Origin of the sequence: Hypericibacter sp., assembly GCF_050729195.1 — a bacterium.
In the GTDB taxonomy this organism is placed as follows: domain Bacteria; phylum Pseudomonadota; class Alphaproteobacteria; order Dongiales; family Dongiaceae; genus Hypericibacter.
The window spans coordinates 1-22,723 of the sequence record NZ_JBOHKS010000105.1 but is presented as its reverse complement, the minus strand read 5'-3'; the positions used below and the strand labels follow the sequence as shown (position 1 = coordinate 22,723).

At 64.9% G+C, this 22,723-nt stretch carries 24 protein-coding genes and 1 tRNA gene; 16 read left to right on the top strand and 9 right to left on the bottom strand.

What is annotated here, in order from left to right; genetic code table 11:
• Positions 1-94: 94 nt before the first annotated feature.
• Positions 95-610 carry an adenine phosphoribosyltransferase gene (locus ACREE8_RS07950; protein ID WP_431572451.1) on the bottom strand — a complete coding sequence of 172 codons (516 nt, stop codon included), beginning with the start codon at positions 608-610 and terminating at the stop codon, positions 95-97.
• Positions 611-818: 208 nt separating this feature from the next.
• Between ACREE8_RS07950 and ACREE8_RS07945 the strand changes: the two genes are divergently transcribed.
• From ACREE8_RS07945 to ACREE8_RS07920, 6 genes are all read left to right on the top strand, one after another.
• Positions 819-1,943 carry an ABC transporter permease gene (locus tag ACREE8_RS07945; RefSeq protein ID WP_431572445.1) on the top strand — a complete coding sequence of 375 codons (1,125 nt, stop codon included), beginning with the start codon at positions 819-821 and terminating at the stop codon, positions 1,941-1,943.
• An 8-nt stretch (positions 1,944-1,951) separates the two neighbouring features.
• On the top strand, positions 1,952-2,755 hold the full coding sequence (locus ACREE8_RS07940; protein ID WP_431572444.1) for an ABC transporter ATP-binding protein: 804 nt from the start codon (positions 1,952-1,954) through the stop codon (positions 2,753-2,755).
• A gap of 33 nt (positions 2,756-2,788) precedes the next feature.
• Entirely contained in the window at positions 2,789-3,742 is a 954-nt protein-coding gene (locus ACREE8_RS07935) for an MlaD family protein (protein ID WP_431572443.1), read from the top strand.
• Positions 3,739-4,461 (top strand): ABC-type transport auxiliary lipoprotein family protein, encoded by a 723-nt coding sequence (locus ACREE8_RS07930; protein WP_431572442.1) that lies wholly within the window; start codon positions 3,739-3,741, stop codon positions 4,459-4,461. Before ACREE8_RS07935 ends, ACREE8_RS07930 begins: the two co-directional genes overlap by 4 nt.
• A gap of 57 nt (positions 4,462-4,518) precedes the next feature.
• Positions 4,519-5,895 carry an aspartate aminotransferase family protein gene (locus tag ACREE8_RS07925; protein WP_431572441.1) on the top strand — a complete coding sequence of 459 codons (1,377 nt, stop codon included), beginning with the start codon at positions 4,519-4,521 and terminating at the stop codon, positions 5,893-5,895.
• Between the two features lie 270 nt (positions 5,896-6,165).
• Positions 6,166-7,269, top strand: a complete 1,104-nt coding sequence (locus ACREE8_RS07920; RefSeq protein ID WP_431572440.1) for a DUF2336 domain-containing protein — start codon at positions 6,166-6,168, stop codon at positions 7,267-7,269.
• Positions 7,270-7,394: 125 nt separating this feature from the next.
• Here ACREE8_RS07920 and ACREE8_RS07915 read toward each other — a convergent pair whose 3' ends face one another.
• From ACREE8_RS07915 to ACREE8_RS07900, 4 genes are all read right to left on the bottom strand, one after another.
• Complete coding sequence (locus ACREE8_RS07915; protein WP_431572439.1) at positions 7,395-7,562, bottom strand: hypothetical protein; 168 nt, start codon at positions 7,560-7,562, stop codon at positions 7,395-7,397.
• Between the two features lie 180 nt (positions 7,563-7,742).
• A complete protein-coding gene (locus ACREE8_RS07910; RefSeq protein WP_431572438.1) occupies positions 7,743-7,922 on the bottom strand; it encodes a hypothetical protein in 180 nt (59 codons plus the stop codon).
• 107 nt (positions 7,923-8,029) lie between these two features.
• Positions 8,030-9,463 carry a hypothetical protein gene (locus tag ACREE8_RS07905; RefSeq protein WP_431572437.1) on the bottom strand — a complete coding sequence of 478 codons (1,434 nt, stop codon included), beginning with the start codon at positions 9,461-9,463 and terminating at the stop codon, positions 8,030-8,032.
• 186 nt (positions 9,464-9,649) lie between these two features.
• Positions 9,650-10,462, bottom strand: coding sequence for a hypothetical protein (locus ACREE8_RS07900; RefSeq protein ID WP_431572436.1), 813 nt, complete (start codon positions 10,460-10,462; stop codon positions 9,650-9,652).
• Between the two features lie 418 nt (positions 10,463-10,880).
• Between ACREE8_RS07900 and ACREE8_RS07895 the strand changes: the two genes are divergently transcribed.
• Positions 10,881-12,383: a methyl-accepting chemotaxis protein gene (locus ACREE8_RS07895; protein ID WP_431572435.1), complete on the top strand. Its 1,503-nt coding sequence runs from the start codon at positions 10,881-10,883 to the stop codon at positions 12,381-12,383.
• A 474-nt stretch (positions 12,384-12,857) separates the two neighbouring features.
• Here ACREE8_RS07895 and ACREE8_RS07890 read toward each other — a convergent pair whose 3' ends face one another.
• Positions 12,858-13,271 carry a DUF1127 domain-containing protein gene (locus tag ACREE8_RS07890; RefSeq protein WP_431572434.1) on the bottom strand — a complete coding sequence of 138 codons (414 nt, stop codon included), beginning with the start codon at positions 13,269-13,271 and terminating at the stop codon, positions 12,858-12,860.
• 261 nt (positions 13,272-13,532) lie between these two features.
• Here ACREE8_RS07890 and ACREE8_RS07885 point away from each other — a divergent pair, with 261 nt between their 5' ends.
• Entirely contained in the window at positions 13,533-13,949 is a 417-nt protein-coding gene (locus ACREE8_RS07885) for a hypothetical protein (RefSeq protein WP_431572433.1), read from the top strand.
• 182 nt (positions 13,950-14,131) lie between these two features.
• Here the strand turns inward: ACREE8_RS07885 and ACREE8_RS07880 are convergent, their stop codons facing one another.
• On the bottom strand, positions 14,132-14,311 hold the full coding sequence (locus ACREE8_RS07880) for a hypothetical protein (protein WP_431572432.1): 180 nt from the start codon (positions 14,309-14,311) through the stop codon (positions 14,132-14,134).
• A gap of 271 nt (positions 14,312-14,582) precedes the next feature.
• Between ACREE8_RS07880 and ACREE8_RS07875 the strand changes: the two genes are divergently transcribed.
• The 3 genes from ACREE8_RS07875 to ACREE8_RS07865 all read left to right on the top strand — a co-directional run bounded on the left by ACREE8_RS07875 (position 14,583) and on the right by ACREE8_RS07865 (position 16,466).
• Positions 14,583-14,816, top strand: coding sequence for a hypothetical protein (locus ACREE8_RS07875; RefSeq protein WP_431572431.1), 234 nt, complete (start codon positions 14,583-14,585; stop codon positions 14,814-14,816).
• A 182-nt stretch (positions 14,817-14,998) separates the two neighbouring features.
• A complete protein-coding gene (locus tag ACREE8_RS07870) occupies positions 14,999-15,841 on the top strand; it encodes a lysophospholipid acyltransferase family protein (RefSeq protein ID WP_431572430.1) in 843 nt (280 codons plus the stop codon).
• Between the two features lie 223 nt (positions 15,842-16,064).
• Complete coding sequence (locus tag ACREE8_RS07865; RefSeq protein ID WP_431572429.1) at positions 16,065-16,466, top strand: hypothetical protein; 402 nt, start codon at positions 16,065-16,067, stop codon at positions 16,464-16,466.
• Between the two features lie 72 nt (positions 16,467-16,538).
• Here the strand turns inward: ACREE8_RS07865 and ACREE8_RS07860 are convergent.
• Positions 16,539-16,615, bottom strand: a tRNA-Pro gene (locus tag ACREE8_RS07860).
• A 104-nt stretch (positions 16,616-16,719) separates the two neighbouring features.
• The gene (locus ACREE8_RS07855; RefSeq protein WP_431572428.1) at positions 16,720-17,742 is read right to left on the bottom strand and encodes a polyprenyl synthetase family protein; all 1,023 of its coding nucleotides are present in this window, start codon (positions 17,740-17,742) and stop codon (positions 16,720-16,722) included.
• A 267-nt stretch (positions 17,743-18,009) separates the two neighbouring features.
• On the opposite strand from ACREE8_RS07855, the gene ACREE8_RS07850 reads away from it, so the two are divergent.
• The 5 genes from ACREE8_RS07850 to glyS form a co-directional block, all read left to right on the top strand.
• Positions 18,010-18,222 (top strand): DUF2007 domain-containing protein, encoded by a 213-nt coding sequence (locus ACREE8_RS07850; protein WP_431572427.1) that lies wholly within the window; start codon positions 18,010-18,012, stop codon positions 18,220-18,222.
• Positions 18,219-18,995: a tRNA1(Val) (adenine(37)-N6)-methyltransferase gene (locus tag ACREE8_RS07845; RefSeq protein ID WP_431572426.1), complete on the top strand. Its 777-nt coding sequence runs from the start codon at positions 18,219-18,221 to the stop codon at positions 18,993-18,995. Before ACREE8_RS07850 ends, ACREE8_RS07845 begins: the two co-directional genes overlap by 4 nt.
• 68 nt (positions 18,996-19,063) lie before the next feature.
• Complete coding sequence (locus tag ACREE8_RS07840) at positions 19,064-19,351, top strand: hypothetical protein (protein WP_431572425.1); 288 nt, start codon at positions 19,064-19,066, stop codon at positions 19,349-19,351.
• A gap of 122 nt (positions 19,352-19,473) precedes the next feature.
• Complete coding sequence (locus ACREE8_RS07835; RefSeq protein WP_431572424.1) at positions 19,474-20,358, top strand: glycine--tRNA ligase subunit alpha; 885 nt, start codon at positions 19,474-19,476, stop codon at positions 20,356-20,358.
• Positions 20,359-20,565: 207 nt separating this feature from the next.
• Positions 20,566-22,723: glycine--tRNA ligase subunit beta (gene glyS / locus ACREE8_RS07830; RefSeq protein WP_431572423.1), on the top strand; the 2,158-nt coding region annotated here is incomplete at its 3' end.

Genomic DNA, 22,723 nt, shown 5'->3' with positions numbered 1-22,723 from the left:
GTAAATCTTGCTGAATGAAGGGTTAACGCGATGGGGCGGCGCCAGCCTCGGCGCGGCTTGGCCGTGTTTCCAGAATTATGAATAAAATCAAATACTAATGATCGTAATGGACGATCGATGTGACCGGCACGTCCAGGCGGTTTCGGCCGCCCAGGAAATCCAATTCGATCACGAAAGCGGCACCGAGCACCTCGGCCCCGACCTTGCGCAGCAATTCGATAGCGGCACGCATCGTGCCGCCGGTGGCCAGGAGGTCGTCGAGCACGACCACGCGATCGCGCGGCCGGACCGCGTCCGACTGGATTTCGACCGTGTCGGTCCCGTATTCGAGCTCATAGCTATGCGGAATGACGCTGCCCGGCAGCTTGCCCTTCTTGCGCACCATCACGAAGCCGCATCCCAAGCGGTAGGCCACCGGTGCCGTCACCAGGAAGCCGCGCGATTCGATGCCGATCAGCTTGTCGGGCCGCATCTTGCCGATGACGTCGGCCATCCGGTCCACGGTGGCGCGCCAGGCCGCGCCATGCGCCAGCAAGGTCGAGATGTCGTAGAAGAGGATGCCGGGCTTGGGGAAGTCCGGAACTTGGCGGATATGGTCCTTGATCTCGATCGTATCGGTCATTGGGCCTTTGGCGAGGTCGGGGCGTTTTGCGGCGGATCGAACGGGCGGGCATGCTAGCCGGATGAAGGGGATAGGTCACGAGGCATGGCTTTCGAGGCGCCGACGACTATAGTCGGGGCCTCGGCGGGGGCCGGGATGGGTCGACAGGCCCGTCTCCAAGGGACGAGAATCGACAGGGGAGCGATTGCCGAAGGGCATGGCGCAGCAGGCAAGCCTGAAAAAGAGCGGGGAAGGCGACGGCTTGCGGCTCGAACTTTCGGGCCGGTTGGTGACCGCAACGCTGGTGCCGTTGGTGGCAGAGCTGGACGCTCTGCCGGCCCGCGGGCGGGCGGCCCTTGACCTGTCGCAACTCGAGGCGCTGGACACCGCCGGCGCCTGGCTGATCCTGCGGACCGAGGCCCGCTTCGCCGCGGCCGGCGGCAAGCTCGAGGTCACCGGCGCCAAGCCCGGCCAAGCCAAGCTGATGGCGCGGGTCGGCAAGGCGGGCAAGCCCGCAGCGTTGCCGCGGCCGGAACATCACGGGCCGCTCTATTTCATCGAGGGCATCGGGGCCGGCACGATTTCGGCCTTTCAGCAGGCCGCCGACCTGATCGCTTTCTTCGGCGCGATCGTCACGGCGTTTGCACGCGTTGCCGTGCGACCCAGCCGGATCCGATTCACGTCGCTCGTCAGCCATATCGAGCAGGTCGGCATGAATGCCCTGCCGATCGTCGGCTTGCTGACGGTGCTGATCGGCGTGGTGCTGGCCTTCCAGGGTGTCGATCAGTTGCGCGCCTATGGCGGCGAGATCTTCACCGTCAATCTGGTCGGCATCTCCGTGCTGCGCGAGATGGGCATCCTCCTGACCGCGATCATGGTGGCCGGCCGGTCGGGCAGCGCCTTCACCGCCCAGATCGGCACCATGCAGGTGAACGAGGAGATCGATGCCATGCGCACGCTGGCGCTCGATCCGGTCGAGGCGCTGGTGCTGCCACGCATCTTCGCGCTCATGATTGCCGTGCCGCTGCTCACCGTGTTTGCCGACTTCATGGGCATCCTCGGCGGCGGCGTCATGACCTGCATCCTGGTCGATCTGTCGCCGGCGCAGTTCCTGCATCAACTCAACAATGCGGTGACGGTGCAGACCTTCTTCGTCGGCCTGGTCAAGGCGCCGGTCTTCGCCTTCGTCATCGGCATGGTCGGCTGTTTCGAGGGCCTGCGCGTCAAGGGCAGCGCCGAAAGCGTCGGTCGCCTGACGACGCAGTCGGTCGTCGAATCGATCTTCCTCGTGATCGTGTTCGACGCGATCTTCTCGATCCTGTTCTCCTATCTCGGAATCTGAGCAGGCCCATGGCGCGATCGCATACCAAGCATCATCCGAACGAGGCCCCCGCCGAGCAGGGTGCGGTGATCTCGATCCGCGGCCTGGTCAACCGGTTCGGCTCGCAGACGGTCCATGACGGGCTCGATCTCGATGTGCGCGCGGGCGAGGTGCTGGGCGTCGTCGGCGGTTCAGGCACCGGCAAGTCGGTCCTCCTGCGCACCGTTGTCGGTCTCAACCGTCCGGCGGCTGGCCGGATCGTCGTCCTGGGCGAGGACACGGCCGCGATGAGCGAGCGCGAATGGCAGCATCTGCAGCAGCGCTGGGGCGTCCTGTTCCAGAGCGGCGCCCTCTTCAGCTCCCTGACGGTGGCCGAGAACATCCAGGTGCCGATGAAAGAGCATACCCATCTGCCCAAGAAGTTCGCGGACGAGGTGACGGCTCTGAAGATCGCCCTGGTCGGCCTCCCGCCCGAGGCCGCCGGCAAATACCCGTCGGAGCTGTCGGGCGGCATGAAAAAGCGCGCCGGCCTGGCGCGGGCGCTGGCCCTGGACCCGGAGATTCTGTTCCTGGACGAACCCACCGCCGGCCTCGACCCGATCGGCGCCGCCGCCTTCGACACCTTAATTCGCGATCTTCAGCAAAGCCTTGGATTAACGGTGTTTATGGTCACACACGATCTGGACAGCCTGCATGCGATCTGCGACCGTATCGCCGTCCTCGTGGACAAGAAGATCAAGGTCGGGACGATGGCCGAAATGCTGGCGGACCCCCACCCCTGGATCCGCGAATATTTCCACGGGCCGCGAGCCCGTGCCGCCGGAATTGGCTGAAATCGACCGGGGCAGACACCGACCGGATCTCTCATGGAAACCCGCGCACATCACCTTGCCGTCGGCCTCTTTGTCCTGGTTCTGATCGCGGCCCTCGCGGGCTTCGTGATCTGGATCAGCAAGTTCAATGGCGAGCAGAATTATGCCTATTACACGGTCCGCTTCAGCGAGGACGTGACCGGTCTGTCGGTGGACGGGCCCGTGCGCTATCGCGGCGTCACGGTCGGCCGCGTCACCGACATCCGGATCGATCCCGACAATCCGATCTTCGTGCGGATCACGATCCAGGTCTCGCCCGACACGCCCGTCGTGACCGACACGGTGGCATCGCTGGAGGCGCAAGGCATCACCGGCGTCCTCTACGTGCTCCTCAAGGGCGGGACCCAGGGCGCGCCCCGCATGAAGGTCACCGACCTCACGCCCTATCCGGAGATCCCTGGCGCTCCCGGTAAGTTCGAGGCGCTGCTCGCCAGCGCGCCGGCGCTTCTGGAGCATGCGACCCAGTTGGTGGATCGCGTAACCCTGATGTTCAGCGACCAGAACCAGGCGGCGATTGCCAACACGCTCAATAATCTGCAAGGCATCAGCGCGACCTTCAACGATCCCAAGAACGGTGTCGGCCCGACACTCGACAGCATTTCCGATGCCGCCATCAGCATCGATGCCATGAGCGAGCAGGTGCGCACGCTGGCCACCAATCTCGACAAGCAGGTGGGCGGGCTTGTCGGCGCCTCGCAGAAGACGCTCGACGATCTGCACAAGCTGACCACCTCCTTCGAGGGCGCCGCTGACGAGATCCATGACCTGGTGGCCGAAAATCGCCGCCCTCTTAACGATTTCGCACAATCGGGCCTCTATGAGTTGACCCAGATGGCGAGCGAGATGCGCACGCTGATCGCGACCCTGACCCGCATCTCCACGCAGTTCGAGCGCGATCCGGCGCGCTTCCTGTTCGGCGACCGGCAGAAAGGATACGAGGCGCAATGACGTCGAGACCCGTATCGATGGCGGTGGCCCAGCCTTCCCGCCGTCTGCTGTTGCGCCTGCTGGGTGGGACGGCGCTGCTGCCGCTGGCGGGCTGCGGCGTGCTCTCGTCTTATGCCACCCCGCTCGATCAATATACGCTGTCGCCCAAGACCACGTTCCAGAATCCGCCGCCGAAAGTGGAATGGCAGCTCGTGGTGGAGAAGCCGATCGCCGCCGCCGGAATCGATACCGCCCGCGTGGCCTTGTCGCGCAATCCCTATCAGGTCGAGTATTTCGCCAAGGCTGCCTGGACCGACAACGCGCCCTCGATGGTGCAGACTCTCCTGATCGATTCCTTCCAGAACACCGGATCGATCGTCGGCGTCGGCCGCGAAGCCATCGGGCTGCGGCCCGATTTTCTGCTCAAGACCGATCTGCGCGAGTTTCAGGCCAACTATCGCGACAACGATCCGATCCCCGAGATTCATGTGAAGATGATCGCGCGGCTGGTGAAGCTGCCGGAGCGGCGCATCATCGCCTCCATGACGGCCGATCGCAAAGCCAAGGCGGCCGGCACGAAATTCACCGATGTGGTGGACGCTTTCGACGACGCGCTGGGCGGCGTGATCAAGCAGATCGTCATCTTCACGCTCAGAGCGCCGTCCGGCGATCTGGGTGGGATGACCGGCGTCGAGATCGCGCCTCCCGAAGCTCCGGCGACGACCGGAACCTCGCCCTGATCTTCGGACAACCCCTGCAGATTTGACGATCGCAACTGCATCGCGAAGGATTCCGATATGAGTCCCGATAGCGCGTCGACCCGCACCTCCAGTCGCGTCTTCCATCGCGAGTTCGATCATGAGCTGCCGAAGGCGGTGCGCGGCGAGGGGATCTGGGTCATCGATTCCGAAGGGCGGCGTTATCTCGATGCCTCGGGCGGTGCCGCGGTTTCCTGTCTCGGCCATAGCCATCCCACCGTGATCCAGGCGATCCAGCGCCAGGCGGCGCTGCTGCCTTTCGCCTATTCGCATTTCTTCACCAGCGAGCCCCTGGAAGAGCTGGCCACGTTGCTGGTCGAGGCGGCTCCATCGGGCATGGACAAGGTGTTCTTCGTCGCCGGCGGCTCGGAAGCGACCGAGGCCGCGCTGAAGCTGGCGCGGCAATATCACCTGGAGAAGGGCGAGCCGCGGCGGCGGAAGTTCATCGCCCGCCGCCAGAGCTATCACGGCAACACGCTGGGCGCGCTCGCCGTCAGCGGCAATCTGGCGCGCCGCGAGCCCTATGCGCCGATGCTGATGGAGATGTGCCATATCGCGCCCTGCTACGCCTATCGCGAGAAGCGCACCGACGAGAGCGAGGAGGCCTATGGCCTGCGCGTCGCCGACGAGCTCGACCAGGCGATCCGCGAGCTGGGGCCCGAGACCGTCGCGGCCTTCATCGCCGAGCCGGTCGTGGGCGCCACGCTGGGCGCTTGTCCCGCCGTGCCGGGATATTTCAAGCGCGTGCGCGAGATCTGCGACCGCCATGGCGTGCTCCTGATCCTGGACGAGGTGATGTGCGGCATGGGTCGCTGCGGCACTCTTTACGCCTGCGAGGCCGAGGGTGTCGTGCCGGACATCCTGACCATGGCCAAGGGGCTCGGCGCCGGCTATCAGCCCATCGGCGCCGTCATGGCCCATCGGCGCGTGGTCGCGGCGATCGAGGAGGGATCGCAGGCCCTGATGCACGGCCACACCTACTTCAACCATACCATCGCGGTCGCGGCAGCCGTGGCGGTGCAGCGCACCCTCAAGGCCCAGAACCTCCTGGAGAATGTCCGCCGCCAGGGCGCTCGGCTGAAGCAGGCGCTCGAGGAGCGGCTGGGCAATCACCGTCATATCGGCGATGTGCGGGGGCGCGGCCTCTTCCTCGGCATCGAGCTGGTGCAGGACCGCGCCAGCAAGCGGCCCTTCGATCCGGCGCTGAAGCTCCATGCGCGGCTGCGCGAGGCCGGCATGAGCGAGGGCATGATGTGCTATCCGACCGGCGGCTGCATCGACGGCAAGAGCGGCGATCATGTGATCCTGGCGCCGCCCTATATCGTGACCGACCGCGAGGTCGACGAGATCGTCGAGCGGACCGGGCGGACGATCGACCGGGCTTTGCGCGGCCTGCCAACGGACGGTGCCCCCTGAGCCGACCGGCTCCGCGATCGAGCCGCGAGCCGCAATCACCCACAGGGGACGTTTCCGCAACCGCCAGCGCGAGGACGGCTTGCGCGCCTGCCGGGTTCAATTATTATCTTTTTAAATCAATATATTACCGGTTACCGCATGTCCCCTCAGGGTGGCAGGGTCCGAAATGCCGGCTTAACCGGCTGGTAACCAGGCGCTTGCGACAATCAGCCGGTAAATCCAGGCGAAGTGTGCTGCCGCTCATGGCGGCGCCCGTCGAAGGCAGGGCTCATGACCACGACACTTTCCCAAGCCGATGTCGCAAGGCTGCTGACCGATCCCTCTCAGGAGGCTCGCGCCGATACGGCGGCGAAGCTGGCGGAGCAGGTCGATGCCGAGGGGTTGACCGATGCCGAGCGCCAGCTCGCGATCGACATCGTCCGCGTCATGGCGCAGGACGCGGCGATCCGCGTGCGCGAGGCGCTGTCGCGCAACCTGAAGCACAGCAAGCATCTGCCCCACGACGTTGCGGAGGCGCTGGCCCGCGACGTCGAGCAGGTGGCGCTGCCGATCCTCGAATTCTCCACGATCCTCACCGACGAGGATCTGATCGCGATCATACGCGGCTCGAACGGCGCCAAGCAGACCGCGATCGCGCGTCGCGCCGCCGTGTCGGCCAAGCTCGCCGATGCGCTGATCGCGAGCAAGAATCCAGAAGCCGTCGCCACCCTGGTGTCGAATCCGGGAGCCGAGCTCGCGGAAAGCCATCTCAACAAGGTGGTCGACCAGTTCGGCGACAATGCGGCCATCCAGAGCTCGCTGGTGCGCCGCGAGAAGCTGCCCTTGACCGTCGCAGAGCGGCTGGTCGCGGTCGTGTCCGAAAACTTGCGCGACTATCTCGTGTCGCATCATGAGCTACCGCCTTCGATTGCGGTCGATCTGGTGCTGGAGAGCCGCGAACGCGCGACCGTGAGCCTGCTGCCGCACGGTTCGGAATCGGTCGACGTGATCCAGCTCTGCCGCCAGCTCAAGCTCCATGGCCGCCTGACGCCGTCGCTGCTGCTGCGCGCGCTCTGCATGGGCGACGTGGCCTTTTTCGAATCCGCCATGTCGGTTCTGGCCCGCACGCCGATCGTCAATGCCCGCATGTTGATCCATGACGACGGCACGCTGGGCCTCAAGTCGCTCTATTTGCGCTCCGGCTTGCCGGAGCGTCTCTACCCGGCCTTCCGCGTCGCGGTCGACGTGATGCGCGAGAACGAGTTCGACGCGCGCGACGAGGATCGCCGTCGCTATATCTGTCGCATGATCGAGCGCATCCTCACCCAGTTCGAGGATATCGGGCAGGACAATCTCGATTACCTGCTGACCAAGCTCAATCAGTACGCCGCTTAAATCAGACCTGGCATCGTTCTGACGCGAAAACGCCGCCGCGGGACATGAACCCGGGGCGGCGTTTTCCGTTTCGGAAGGGCCAGTGAAGGGCCAGTAATGTTGCGGTTGGGCGCCCTGAAGTCCCGTTACGGGGTCCGGGCGCGGTGGGTGTATCCCTCGCAGTACTCGTCGGTGTAGATGCCACCATTGCCGCTGCAGTTGTTGTCGACCCAGCTCGCCGACTCATATTTGGCGCAGGCCGTGAAGCCCAGGCTGCCCGCCAGCAGGGCTGCGATCAAAAGAATGCGTGTCATCGTTTCTTGTCCTTCTTCGGTTCCCCAAGCCCTGGATCCCGGCGAAAGATGCCGGGGAGGCTTATAAGAAGATGATGGCCCTGTAATCCTCGCAGGCAAGCGCTAGGCGTTCCGATCCCGTGGAAAATCCGAGGCGGATCCGGGCCCCGCCCTGTCCCGGGCAGGCGGGTCGACGCTCTCTTACGGCGCGTGATTGTTCTTGGTGTAGTCGTCGCAATAGGCGTCGCTATGGACGCCACCATTGCTGCTGCAATTGTTGTCCACCCAGCCCCATGCCTGATAGCGGGTCCCCCAGCTGCAGCCGGCGAGCGTCAAGGTGACGGCGAGCGCGAAGGCAACGGTCAGAATGCGTGCCATCATTTGTTATCCTTCTTGATTTTGATAGGCCCCGCTGCGGCGAAACTCGGATGGCCTGCATGGGAACCCCTCATGAAAATAGTTGGACCGGCTCCGTTCCCTGGCAAGCGCTAGGGAACGCGGTCGCGTGGAAAATTGGGGGCAGGTACGGAGCGGTCTCGCCGGTACCATCGGCCCAACGAGATGACGACGGCGAGGATCGCCAGCCAGGCGATGCGGTTCTGATAGCGGTCGTTCGGGTTGGAGAGGGCGCCACAGACGAAGGCATTGCCCAGGAAGGCGAGGGTCATGATCCCCAGCAGGAGGACGGCATCCGGATCGCGCCGGCGCCAGGCCAGCCATAACAGCAAGGGCAGGGCGGCGCTCGCCAGCCACAGCAGCGGCACCTGAACCATATTGAGCGCATCGAAGTTGGTGCCGTGCTGCTGATGAGCGGCAAGGAAGGCGGCCGACTCCTTCGGATAATGGCGGGCGATGGCATCGCCGATGAGATAACGCATCGGCGCCACGCCATCGGCCGTCCGTAGCATCGCCAGCTGCTGCGCCGTCAATTTTACCGAGTCCCAGAGATAGGTCAGCGGATAGGACTTGATCGCGCCGCGCACGATCTGGCGCGCTTCCTCGCGCATGCCGGTGCCGGTCCAGCCGCCGAGCCGGTTGAAATCATGGTCATGCCACAGGAACATGTTGGCGTTATGAGGCAGGCGATGGCGGGCAATGCAGAGATCGAGCTTCGGCCTCGGCTTGGAGCAGGCATGGTCGAGATAGGTCTCGGCCAATCCATCCTCGACGAAAAGACCGAGCGTCAGCACGGCATTGTCCTGCAGCAGGAAGAAACGCCCGGTCACGACGGCGTTGGCGCTGGCGGCCAGCGCGATGCCGATGAGGAACGCCATCAGCGGCAGTTTCAGGCGGCTGCGGAGTCCCGGCCAAAGACCCGGGGCGGCCAAGCTCACCATCAGCGCGGACAGCAGGAGTCCGCCGGCCAGCGCCGCATGTGAGGTATGGACCGCAATGGCGAGCGCCAGGATGGCGGTCAGGCCGATCCGGCGCGCCGGGCCCAGCAAGCCGTCATCGCAGACCAGGAGGGCGAAGCTCAAGACCAGGATGCCGGTGAAGGCGTCGGGCATGAGCTCGCTGGTGAACCAGGGCAGGCCGCTGGTCAGGAGCAGCAGGCCCGCGATCGGCACCAGTACCGCCTCGGGCTGGCGTGGCAGGAACCGCCGCAGCGCTTCATAGAGGACGTAGGCCGCAAGGGCCGACTGAAGCAGCGGAATGATCCAGAGGCTGTGCGCCAATCGGCCGGCGATCGTCACCAGCCCATAGCCGGCGGTGCGATAGACCGGCATCTGCCAGGTGAAAGGCATCTGCAGATAGTCGACGCTGTCGTAATAAACCAGTGGGAAGCCGTTCCAGAGAGCGGGCGCCAGGAACAGCGCGGTGGCAAGCGTCAGGGCAATTGCCAGCTTGAGCGGCGCCACCTGGGCCAGGCGGCTCGGTAAAAAGAGAGTGCCGGTTGAACTCTGCGTCGAGCGGCGCGGCATGCGGCCCTGGCCCCAATTCCCGAATCTTCGTTTCTCGCCGGAGGCGACCCCATAGCCCTCCGGGCCGCGGGCACTAAAGCCTGTCTTTGTGGCGGGATTTTGGATTACAGGAAGGTCAGGATTGCGTGCCGGCGCGTCGCGGAGGCTCCGTCGCCGCCGGACAATTCGTCCGCTCGTTACTGGCCGCTAGAATTGCGTCAGGTAGCCCGCATAGATCATCTGATCGATGTCGTTGGCGACATAGAGGCGATGGCGGCCGCCCCAGGGCAGCGGATTCCAGGGCGTATCGGGATCGTAGATGGTGCCGGGATCCCCGACCGTTCCATTCGGTCCCCACACCTGCGGGATGTTCGACATGTCATGGAACTGGAGATAGTCGAAGGCGATGTCCTCCATGCCGCCGCTGGCGCCGATGCCGCTGCTGACGGCGATCTCGTTGCCGAGCGGGCCCACCACGACGATCTCGTCCCGATATTTGTCGCAGAAGCAGTAGCTCCAGGGCGAGGCGCTGAGCCCCGTGATGCCGCGGCCCGCATAGTCGCGGGCGCCGAGGAAGGTCCCGTTGGTCGCCCAGAGCTCGAGCGTGGGGCCGCTGCCTCTCACGAAGAAGAACCCATTGCAGGCGAGCCCCTCCGGCGAGGACATGCTGGGCGAGAGCGCTGCCACCCGTGTGTCGGTCAAAAGGCCCGTATCGGGGTCGAAGGCCAGGATGATGTCCGGCGCGTTGGTGGCCTGGCAGCACCAGACGACCTTCCGGAACGGGTCGTAGGCCATGTCGGAGATGGTGTCGTAGCCGACCGGGTTGGGATGGCGGTAGGCCTCGCTGCCATCGAAGGTGCGCAGATAAAGCACATCGTCGCTGAAGGTCGTCTGGGTCAGGAAAGCGAGGTGCGGATCGCCCGCGCGCAGCACGATGGTCAGCGCCGTGCTGCCTCCTGCCGTGGTGATCAGGTAGGGGTAGCTCCAGGTCGTTTCGAAACGCAGGTTTGCAACGGGCATGCCACGCTCCTTCGCGCCGAATGAAGAGCCGCGTACCGGTCGTCACATTGCCGTAGTTTCATAATTAACCCACCGCATCCCTGTCAGTGACAAAAAGAAGGCGCGCCGGCCGTTCGCACAGCGCATTCATGCCGGTTTCGCACGGTCCATCGTCGCTTATGCGGCGCCAAACCGATCCCAGGCCGCCCATCCTGTCCCGCGCGACAGCTTTGCGATGTCGAGTTCATGAGCCCCTGACATTCGGATGAGGTTTCCGTAAACCCCGCCTTAGGAATCGAATCGTATGGTCTCGTCCGGGCGCCATATCCGGTTATTCAGTTTCACGGATCTCTGCCTTTTCCTGACGAGATCGATGGCGTGCGTGTACCTGTCGCGACCGGAAGCGGGAGGAAACCATCGGGATACTGGGGACATTTATATGGCATTCCTAAGATCTGGCGGCGACGCCGCCGCGAAACTGCGTGCGCTCGACAAGTCGCAAGCCATCATCGAATTCAATCTCGACGGCACCATCATCACGGCCAATGCGAACTTCCTGAAAGCGATGGGCTACAGCCTGGATGAGATCAAAGGCAAGCATCACAGCCTGTTCGTCGAGCCCGCCGAGAAGGCCAGCACCGCCTATCGGGAGTTCTGGGAGCGCCTCAATCGGGGCGAGTTCCAGGCGGCGCAGTACAAGCGGATCGCCAAGGGCGGCCGCGAGGTCTGGATCGAGGCCTCCTACAATCCGCTGCTCGACGGCCGCGGCAAGCCGTTCAAGGTCGTCAAATACGCCACCGACATCTCCCGCCAGAAGACCGAGTACGCCGATCTGACCGGCAAGGTCGAGGCGATCGGCCGCTCGCAGGCGGTCATCGAGTTCAATCTCGACGGGACCATCATCACCGCCAATGAGAATTTCCTGAAGACGCTCGGCTACCGGCTGGAAGAGATCAAGGGCAAGCATCACAGCCTCTTCGTCGAAGCCGGCTACAAGGACAGCGCCGAATACCGAAAATTCTGGGAAGCGCTGGGCCGCGGCGAGTATCAGGCCGCGCAGTATATGCGTATCGCCAAGGGCGGCCGGAAAGTATGGATCGAGGCTTCCTACAACCCGGTGATGGATCTGAATGGCCGCCCCTGGAAGGTGGTGAAGTTCGCGACCGATATCTCCGGTCGCAAGGAACAGAACGCGGCGCTCGCAACCGAGTTCGAGAACGGCGTGAAGAGCCTGGTGGAGAAGGTCTCGGCGTCGGCGACCGAGATGCAGGCGACCGCCCAGACCCTGGCCGCCGCGGCCGAACAGACCAACCAGCAATCCTCGACCGTTGCCGCGGCCTCGGAAGAGTTGGCGAGCTCGGTCACCGAGATCTCGCGCCAGATCACCGAATCGACGCGGGTGATCGGCACCGCCGTCAGCGAAGCGAAGCGGTCGGAGCAGATGGTGGCGACGCTGGTGGCGGCCGCGCAGAAAATTGGCGACGTCACCCAGATCATCGCGGCGATCGCCAGCCAGACCAATCTGCTGGCCCTCAACGCAACCATCGAGGCGGCGCGTGCTGGCGAGGCCGGCAAGGGCTTCGCCGTGGTCGCCTCGGAAGTGAAGTCGCTCGCCAATCAGACGGCCAAGGCCACCGAGGAGATCGAGCAACAGATCCGCTCGATCCAGGAATCGAGCCACAATACGGCGACCGTGATCGGCGAGATCGGCAACATCATCGGCCAGGTCAGCGAGTTCAGCACCTCGATCTCGGGCGCCGTCGAAGAGCAGTCGGCGGCCACGCGGGAAGTCTCGCTCAACATCAGCGGCGTCACCCAGGCAGCCGAGGAATCCGGGCGTTCCTCGACGAATGTGCTGACCAGTGCACAATCATTGTCGCAGCTGTCGACGAGCCTCGGGACCCAGGTCGATCGGTTCCTGGCGAACGTTAGGGCGATGTAACGTTCAACGTGACGACCGGCGATAACAAATGTTCAAGTCATAGGGTCACGAGCTTCGAAGACCACGAGCCTCGAAAAAGCCACGGGCTCTCGCATTGAGGCCGGCGCTCCGAGGGAGTAATGCTGAGGACAGAAACGTCATCGGCACCCCACGCCGATCAAACCTTCGATCCCGGGCTCCCCGTAGCCCGGGATCTATTTATGCGGAAATGGAAAAGAGCCCCGGATGCTTCGCGTCCGGGGTTTTGTTTGTGCGTGCCGCTGACCGGCTCCGTCATCACGTCTTTCACATCGAAACGACCACGGGCGTGAAAGCGTCGCTCGTCCCTCTCCCGATGATCGCGGAGTCGGCCTTCCGCTCTTCTCGGGACTGTTCCTGGAAATCGATGCGCTGGTCGTCGCCATCATGATCGTCGCGCCCTTCGTCCCTTGGGCGATCCGACCCGACGCTGATCGACCTGGTCTCGATTCGTACCTAATCGCGCCAGAACGATTTTAACAAGTCACTCTCGACCTGCGCGCGAGTGAGACCCAGATCCTTCAGCATGCGATCGTTCAGCCCGTCGAGATACTGCCGATCGCGAGCGCGTTGCCGCCATCGGCACAGCGAGGTAGTAACGCTGCCGATGAGACGCCGGGCGAGGCCGTCGATCCGGCGCCAGGCCGGTCGCGCAGGCGATTGCCAGATGTCACGGGCGATCGACGGAATTGCGGGCGCCGACCCCTCAGGGGAATCGGCGGACTTGCTCTGCTGAAGCAGAGAGCCCGGAAGGCCACGCCCGTGAAGGGACGCTGCGACCAGGTCCAGGACGGTCGGCAGAAATTCGGACCGGCCATCGGAAGGTGGGGATGCCGCCCGCTTGCGGATGGCCCGTAATCTGTTGCTCATGGAGAGGGTTGCCCCGAAACGCGGGGCAGGGAGATCTCCGCCTCGCGCTCTTCTTTGCATGGTTGCCGACGAATTGCCGGTGACATGCAAGCTATGGGGCTCGGCCAGGGGAGGCATCGGGAGACCTCCCCATTTTAAGGTCCTGTTGCCCCCATTTTCCGGTTCGAGGCTGATGCAATCGCCACCGGCTCTGTCACACTCGACGGCGGCACCGATCCCAAAGGCGATGCTTCCAGACCGGGCGAGGGACCTGCGCATCCCATGAAACTGAGCGTCGACGGCAAGGTGAATGCCGGGCCCGAGAACCGCGACATCGAGCGGGCCATCGATGCAGCGCCTGCGGGTGCCAGCCGGCATATCCATCTTCAATCCAATGGCGACGACTTCATCGAGGCCGTGCTCGAGAAGGATGGGCGTTATCGCCTGAGCTTCGTCGAGGACGGGGAACGCTTCCAATCGGCAGACCCGGTCGATCCCGAGAAGGCCAGGACCGTCCTCGTCGAATATCTCAACCAGGATTCGGACTGGCGGCGTGAATGCCGCTTCGTCGCCGACGAATCGGATGAGACCCCGTCGATCGACAGCGCGCGGATCAACGCCCCGCCGCCGGTCTGGGCCATCATTCTGGTTGCCGCCGCCTTCTTCGGCTTCCCGCTGCTGTCGTTCCTGCCCGTCTGAGGTTGCGCGCGGCATGGCGCTTGCCGGATCTTCCGACTTTGGTTCAATTCTTGAGGCGTGCCTTGCCGACCTGGAGTGTAGCGACGGCAAATCCTGCCGGGGCGCCTCTCGCATCGGGCCTCAGGCCGCTTCCGTGTCTCGGACCCGGGGGTCTTTCTTTGCCGGTCGGATCGGTCGCGGCGTCAGCGCGCTGGCGGCTCCCGGTTGCAGGCCGAATAACCGGCATTCGGATCGGCGCCATTGCATTGATAGGTCCGCGCCGTGATCGAGTCGAAGCGGGGCGGACCCAGATCGCAGGCGCCAAGCGCCAGCAGACATCCCAGAAGCGTGATACGCAGCGTTGTTCGCAGGGGAGGACTCATGACCCTCGATCCGTCTCCAGGCAGGTGAGCGTCTTCGGCTGTCATTCTGTTCCCGATTCCGCGTCCTCAGGAAATGAATTTGGGATTGGGTGGTTCGGCATCAATGCGGTTCTCATGCAACGGAACGGTTGTCGCCATCGCGCCCATCCCTGGGGTTGCCGCAAGCCTTCTGACAACCTGTGTTAGTTTATCTAAAATTTGCCTCTTGTGAAGGTTGCTTCTCCTGTCTTAAGCTTGTGCCCCTCTAACGAGACAGCTCGGGGGCCCAGCCATGAGACCGCTCGTTATGGCCGCGACATTGCTGTTGCTGACGGGCTGTGACTTGTCTCAGCCCGCCCTGTGGGGCGTTGTCGAGGGCGGGAAGTTTCTGGTCGGTGCCGTCGGGTCGGTCGTTACCGACGCCATCGAGGGCGAGCCGTCCGAACACAAGGGCGGTCCGCTCGTCACCGAGAGCAACCCTGCCGATACGAAGCCGACCGAGGGTTACGACCCTTTCGATCCCTAGCTTGTCCCGAGGCGCAGCCGGGATCCGTTCCGCTTGCCGGGGTTCGGTGTCGGTTCGACGCCGATCGGATTTTCCGGTGTCTCCCGATGCCAGGTCTTGCGGCGCGATCCGGCCTGAGCCGACGCCAGATCGTCAAAAATCTGCGACATGGGCGCAACCGAATCAGGTGAGACTCTCATGCCATGTTCAGCACCGTGGCGCTCGCCGACGCCGAGATCGACCTCACCTATGCCAGCCGTTGCGACAAGCTGGCCTCGCGGGCCTTCATTCACGCCGTCGAGCTGTTGACCGGCCAGCTCAGGCTCAAGCGCCTCTACGACATCTACCAGTCCGAGCTGCGCGGCAGCGTGGATTTCTGGGAAGCGGCGATGCGCCTGCTCAATCTCTCGATCGCCTACGACACATCCAAGCTCGAGGCCTTGCCGCCCAGCGGCCCCCTGGTCATCGTCGCCAATCACCCCTTCGGCCTGATCGACGGGCTCCTCATCGGCCATCTCACGAACCGGGTGCGCAGCGACTTCAAGGTGCTGACCAATGCCCGGCTCTACCCGCCCGATGCCGAGGTGCAGCATTTCATCCTGCCGATCGATTTCGACCCGACGGAGACGGCGCGCGCGACCAACCTCGCGACCCGCGCCAAGGCGCGCGTCCATATCAGGGGCGGCGGCTGCCTGATCGTCTTCCCCGCCGGCGGCGTGGCAACGACACCGACGCCATTCGCGCGCGCGGCCATCGACCTGGACTGGAAGCCCTTCACCGCCCGCCTGATCCACGAGGGCAGGGCCGCCGTGGTCCCGATCTATTTTCACGGCCAGAACAGCCGCCTGTTTCAAATCGCCAGCCATATCAGCATGACCGCCCGCCTCGCTTTGCTGCTGCACGAGGTCGCCAACAAGATCGGGTGCAGCTTCAGTGCCGAGATCGGCGACGTGATCCCTTATGAAGCGATGCGCGACATCCGCGAAAGGCCGGCCCTGACCCATTACATCCGGGACCGCACCTATTCGTTGGCGGCGGCGCGATGACGGACGAAGCACGCTCACACGCCCGCAACGGGCCTCGACCGAAGCCGGCTTGTTAGCCGGCCCGCGAGAGAAACCTTGGCCGTCGCCGGTCGCCGCGATAGCCTTGCCGATGTCGGTCGAGCGAGAGCGGCACAAACGGCCCGTCGAGGCCGTTGAACGGGTGCCTTCGTCACGCCGTGGGGTCATACAGGCAATGCTCAGCCATAGTTGGGGGAGAGCTCGGATGAATCGCGCGACAGCCGTCGCTTTCATCTTCGTCACGGGATTGTTGGCCGCGTGCAGTGCTTCGGGGTCGAAGATGGCGCAGGGCAGCTACGCCAACTATCATTCCTACCTCGTCGGCAAGGCCATGAAGTCGATGCAAGGCAAGGGGTCGGCGAACGCGCAGATGGCACTCGCCAACTGCTACGCCAACTTCGGGCTCTCGAAAATCAACACCTGGCGCCAGCTCGAGGTGCTGGATGCCGCGGCGAGCAGCAGCGACCCCGAATCGTCGTCGGTCGTTCAATTTATCGATGGGCAGATACAGGCAGCCTATGGCAGCACGAACCAGCAGCATCGCGAGGCCCTGCAGCCCTACTGCCCCGATGCCGTCGGACAATTTGGACAGTATTTGCCCGACTGAACGCCTGCGGGTTTTCCGCTTCCCGCTCGCGTTGGCATCTCGCCGATGTCTGAAAAAGAAACCCGGGGGAAATGGTCGGAGTGAGAGGATTCGAACCTCCGGCCCCTGCGTCCCGAACACAGTGCTCTACCAGGCTGAGCTACACTCCGATGGGCGGGGCGGGTTATAGCCGCTGGGCGGTCCGCCCGCAAGGGTCGGAAAAGCGATTTTGCTGCTTGGGCTTAGGCCTCGGTCGCCGGCGAGGCGGGGCGGCCTAGTAAGCCCGTTCGATACAGAAATCCACCACCTCGAGCAGCGCATGCTTCTCCTCGCAATCGGGGAAGATGCCGAGCGCGTCGCGGGCGATGGCGCCGTAATGGGCCGCCCGGGCGACGGTGTCGCGCAGCGCGCCATGGCGCTCCATGAGCTCGATCCCGTGGGCCAGATCGTTCTCGTCCTGCTTGAGCTCCTCGAGCGTGCGCCGCCAGAAGGCGCGCTCCTCGGTGCCGCCGCGCCGATAGGCCAGCACCACGGGCAGCGTGATCTTGCCCTCGCGGAAATCGTCGCCGACGGTCTTGCCGAGCTCTGACTGGCGCGCCGAGTAGTCGAGCATGTCGTCGATCAGCTGGAAGGCGATGCCGAGATTGAGGCCGTAGCTTTCGAGCGCCTCCTCCTCGACCTTGGGCCGTTCCGCCACCACCGCGCCGACGCGGCAGGCGGCCGCGAAGAGCGCCGCCGTCTTGCAGCGGATGACCTCGAGATAGGCCTGCTCGCTGGTCTCGGTGTCGTTGCTGGTGACGAGCTGCAGCACCTCGCCCTCGGCGATCACGGCCGAGGCGGAGGAGAGGATATCGAGCACCTTGAGCGAGCCGTCCGCCACCATGAGCTGGAAGGCGCGGCTGAAGAGGAAGTCGCCCACCAGCACCGAGGCTTTGTTGCCCCAGACTGCGTTGGCCGTGGCGAGGCCGCGCCGAAGCTCGCTGTCGTCGACCACATCGTCATGGAGCAGGGTCGCGGTATGGATGAACTCGACCGTCGCGGCGAGCGCTTTGTGGCGGTCGCCGCGATAATTGCAGAGGCGCGCCGCGGTCAGGGTCAGGAGGGGACGCAGCCGCTTGCCGCCGGCCGCGATGATATGGCCTGCCAGCTGCGGGATGAGCGCCACCGGGCTCTGCATATGGCGCAGGATCAGCGCGTTGACGGCGGTCAGGTCGTCGCCTGTCAGCCGCTGCAGCGCCTCGAGCGAGGGCTTGCGCGACTTGCTGCGCTCCTCATCCAGATTGACGACGATCGCCATGATTGCCTTCCCGTGCGGACCCCCGACCATCCCCGGCCGAACCCCACGCACCCCCGTCTGATGACACAACCGGGGCCCTGCGGGCCGGCCTTCCGGACCGGTCACGCTTGACCCTCGAACCCCCGCAGGGCGAGCATAGGTGGGGTATAGCCCGGGTCAAGGCGCGTTGCCAGCGGGCGCGATGACGCAAAGATCCGGTCCTCACTGACAATTCCAGGCGAATCCGGAGGTTTCCGGGCCTCGACAACGGAGAAGGGGCACCCCTCTTTGCGGGAACTCACGCGCAGCAACGATCTGGTCTGGTTGAGCTGGCTCTCGAGCCTGCTCGCCGATGCCGGCATCCCCTGTCACCTGCTCGACGCCCATATGAGCATGCTCGAGGGCTCGATCGCGGCCATCCCCCGGCGCGTGATGGTGGCGGATGAGGATTTCGGCGAAGCCACGCGGCTGATGGAAGCCGGCAAGGACGCCGTCTCATGACGACGGCGAAGCCCGAGGACGCGGTCGCGCCCAACCCGGAGGGCCTGCGCGAGGACCGGATCCTGGGCGGACGGGTGCGGCTGCTGCAGCCGGTCGATGGCTATCGCGTCGCGATCGATCCGGTGTTCCTCGCGGCCGCCGTGCCGGCGATGCCGACGGACCTGGTGCTGGAGCTCGGTGCCGGTGTCGGAGCGGCGGCGCTCTGTCTCGCGACCCGCGAGCCCAGCCTGCGCGTGATGGGCATCGAGATCGACCGGGAGGCGGCGCGCGTCGCCATGCGCAATGTCGATCTCAACGGCATGAAGGGCCGCGTCGATATCATGGTGGGCGATCTCCTACGCCTGCCGCCGCGACTGGCGCCGGCGACCTTCCATCATGTGATGATGAACCCGCCCTTCATGCCGGCGGGGACGGCGACACCGTCGCCCCAGGGCGGCAAGGCGCGCTCGAATGTCGAGGGCGAGGCCCAGCTCGCCGACTGGCTGCGCGTCGCCCATACGATGCTGCGGCCCAAATCCAACCTGGTGCTGATCCATCGCGCCGACCGGCTCGAGGAGATCCTGGCGGCGCTGCAGAGCCGCTTCGGCGAGATCGTGCTGTTCCCGCTCTGGCCCGGTGGCAACCGGCCGGCGGCCCGCGTGCTGGTCCGGGCCCGCAAAGGCATCCAGACGCCGACCCGCCTGGCGCCCGGCCTGGTGCTGCATGAGCCCGATGGGCGCTATACCGCGGCGGCCGAGGCGGTCTTGCGCGATGGGGCGGGATTGATCCTGTGACCGGTTCCGACGCCCCGGTCCCGGCCGCTGGTCTTGACCCCCGGCCCCCCGGCCTTTAAACCCCGACCATGTTCTCCATGCCGGGCCTGCCCAAGATTCTGGTCCTCGTCATCATCATCGTGGTGATCTGGCAGGCCTTCAAAATCATCGGACGGGTCCAGAAAGCGCGAATCGCGGAGGCCCAGGCGCGGGTCCGCGAGGCCAAATCCCAGGCCCGAAACCCACGCCAGACCCGGACCCAGGCCACGACGGCGCGAACCGGTGTCGCGGAGACCCGGGAATGCGCGGTCTGCGGCGCTTATGTCGCACAAGGCAGCAGCGCCTGCGGCAAGCCCCGCTGCCCGTTTGGCCCTTGAAATCAATCTGTTCGACCGCCCTTACGGTTAACCAATCGTAACCGGCCGGCTTGACCCTGCCCGGGGGCACCGGTAGCTTTCGCACCGCACAAAAACGTTTTCCCTCCAAGGATTCGCCCGCCTTGAGTGAGCGGCCACCCGCCAACCCCGAAACCTGCTTCCAGCGGCTCATCTTGAAGCTGCAGGACTATTGGGCGCGTCAGGGCTGCCTGATCCTGCAGCCCTATGACATGGAGGTGGGGGCGGGCACCTTTCACTGGGCGACCACCCTGCGGTCACTCGGGCCCAAGCCCTGGAGTGCCGCCTACGTCCAGCCCTCGCGCCGTCCCAAGGACGGGCGCTATGGCGATAACCCCAACCGGCTGCAGCATTATTACCAGTTCCAGGTGATCATGAAGCCGTCGCCGGCCAACAGCCAGGCGCTCTATCTGGGCAGTTTGGCCGCACTTGGCATCGATCCCCTGGCCCACGACATCCGCTTCGTCGAGGACGATTGGGAAAGCCCGACCCTGGGTGCCTGGGGCCTGGGCTGGGAAGTCTGGCTCGACGGGATGGAAGTCAGCCAGTTCACCTACTTCCAGCAGGTCGGCGGGATCGAGTGCGATCCCGTCTCGACCGAGCTGACTTACGGGCTCGAGCGCCTCGCCATGTATGTGCAGGGCGTGGAGAGCATCTACGACCTCGACTGGAATGGCGCCGGAGTCCGCTATGAGGACGTCTACCGGCGGGCGGAGCGTGAATTCTCCGCCTTCAACTTCGAGCATGCGGCCGTGCCCATGCTCTTCAGCCATTTCCAGGACGCCGAGAAGGAATGCAACGCGCTGCTGGCCCTCCCCAAGCCGCTCGCGCTGCCTGCCTATGATCAATGCATGAAGGCGAGCCACCTCTTCAATCTGCTCGATGCCCGCGGGGTCATCTCGGTGACCGAGCGGCAGGCCTATATCGCGCGCGTCCGCGCGCTGGCCAAGGGCTGTTGCGAGGCCTGGCTTGCCGGAGAAGAAGGATAAGAGTCGATGCGCCGTGCCACCCGAATTGAGACTGTAGCCACCCACTCGGCGACCGAAGCCGAACCTTCCCGAAGCGAGGGTGCGCGCAAGGAATCGCGCGCGCCCGAAGCCAACGCCTGTGCCCAACGCTCGCGCCACGCGCTGCGATGTCTCCTGCGGATCGCGCCCGGCGGCCGCCGTTCCGGATCGGGGGAGACCCTCTGAACCATGGCCGAACTGCTTCTCGAGCTGTTCTCTGAAGAGATCCCCGCGCGCATGCAGGCGCGCGCAGCCGAGGAGCTGAAGCGGCTCGTCACCGAGAAGCTGAAGGCCGCCGGCCTCGCCTTCGCCAAGGCCGAGAGCTATGTCACGCCGCGCCGCCTCGCGCTGGGCGTGCAGGACCTGCCGGCCCGGCAGCCCGATGTCAGCGAAGAGAAGAAGGGCCCGCGCGTCGGTTCGCCCGACCAGGCCGTCCAGGGCTTCCTGAAATCGGCTGGCCTTGCCAGTCTCGACCAGTGCGAGCAGCGCGACACCGGCAAGGGCATCTTCTGGTTCGCCGTCTCGAAGAAGACCGGTGGTCCGACCGCGGCGATGCTGCCGGCGCTGCTGTCGGAAGCGATCGCGGCCCTCTCCTGGCCCAAATCGATGCGCTTCGCCAGCCAGAGCTTCCGCTGGGTGCGTCCGCTCCATGCCATCACCGCGATGTTCGACGGCGAGCCGCTCGAGGGCAGCTTCGATCTGGGCGGCGCGGTGCTGAATTTCGGCGACGAGAGCCGCGGCCACCGCTTCCTCTCGCCGGATTCCTTCCCGGTCGCGGCCATGGCGGACTACAAGCACCGGCTCAAGGAACATTACGTCATCCTCGATCCGGCCGAGCGCCGCGCCGAGATCCTGCGCCAGGCTGAAGCGAAGGCCACCGAAGCGGGGCTGAAGCTCCGCCATGACGAAGGCCTGCTCGACGAGGTGACGGGGCTGGTCGAATGGCCGGTCGTGCTGATGGGCCGCATCGACGAGGCCTTCATGAGCTTGCCGCCGGAAGTGCTGACCGGCTCGATGCGGGCGCATCAGAAATATTTCGCGGTCACCGAAGGCAGCGGCAAGCTGGCGCCGCGCTTCCTCGTCGTCTCCAACATGGAGACCAGGGACAAGGGGACCGCCATCGTCGCCGGCAACGAGCGCGTGCTGCGTGCCCGGCTCTCCGACGCGCAGTTCTTCTGGGATCAGGACCGGAAGGTCCGGCTCGAGGAACGGCTGCCGGCGCTGAAGGACATCGTGTTCCACGCCAAGCTCGGCACCGTCGCCGAGAAGATGGCGCGGGTGAAGGCGCTGGCGCTCGAGCTGGCGAAATCCATTCCCGGCGCCGATCCGGCGAAGGTGGCGCGCGCCGCGGAGCTCGCCAAGGCCGATCTCGTCACCGGCATGGTCGGCGAGTTCCCGGAACTCCAGGGCGTGATGGGCCGTTATTACGCGTTGGCGCAAGGCGAGGCGGCGGAAGTGGCGCATGCCATCGCCGAGCACTACTCGCCGCTCGGCCCCAACGACGCCTGTCCGACGGCGCCGGTCTCGGTCGCGGTGGCGCTCGCCGACAAGATCGACATCCTCGGGGGCTTCTTCGCGATCGACGAGAAGCCGACCGGCTCCAAAGATCCCTTCGCGCTGCGCCGCGCCGCGCTCGGCGCCATTCGGCTGATCATCGAGAATAAGCTTCGGCTTTCATTGGTAGAAGTTTTCGCTACGGCAGTGAGACCCATTATTAGAAAGCTGTTCGATGATGCGAGCAGTGCCCAAGTGAGAGAAATCGAGTTCAAAGCCGGAGTTCCCGTTTCGGAGTTGGGTCAGTCGACAGGGCGTGTTGTGCTCCCAGAACATGGGGGGTCTACTAAGGCTATCGCAGGCGATCTGCTCGATTTCTTCGCCGACCGGCTCAAGGTCGCGCTGAAGGAGAAGGGCACGCGCCACGATCTGATCGCTGCTGTGTTCGCGCTGGGTGGCGAGGATGATTTCGTGCGGCTGCTGGCACGGGTGGAGGCGCTGGCCAAGTTTCTCGCCACTGAGGATGGTGCCCACCTGCTGACAGCGCAGAAGCGCGCGGCCAACATCCTGCGCATCGAGGAGAAGAAGGACGGCAAGTCCTATGAGGGGACCGCCGATCCGGCGCTCTTCAAGGAAGCGGCCGAGAAGGCGCTGGGCCAGGCGCTCGCCGCCGCGGCCGATCGCGCCCAGCAGGCTGTGACAAAAGAGGATTTCACGGGAGCGATGGCGGCCATGGCCGCGTTACGCAATCCTGTGGACGCTTTTTTTGACACGGTGACGGTCAATGATGCGAATCCGGATTTGCGGGCGAATCGGCTAAGATTGTTGTCGCGGATCCGGGCGACCCTTGGAC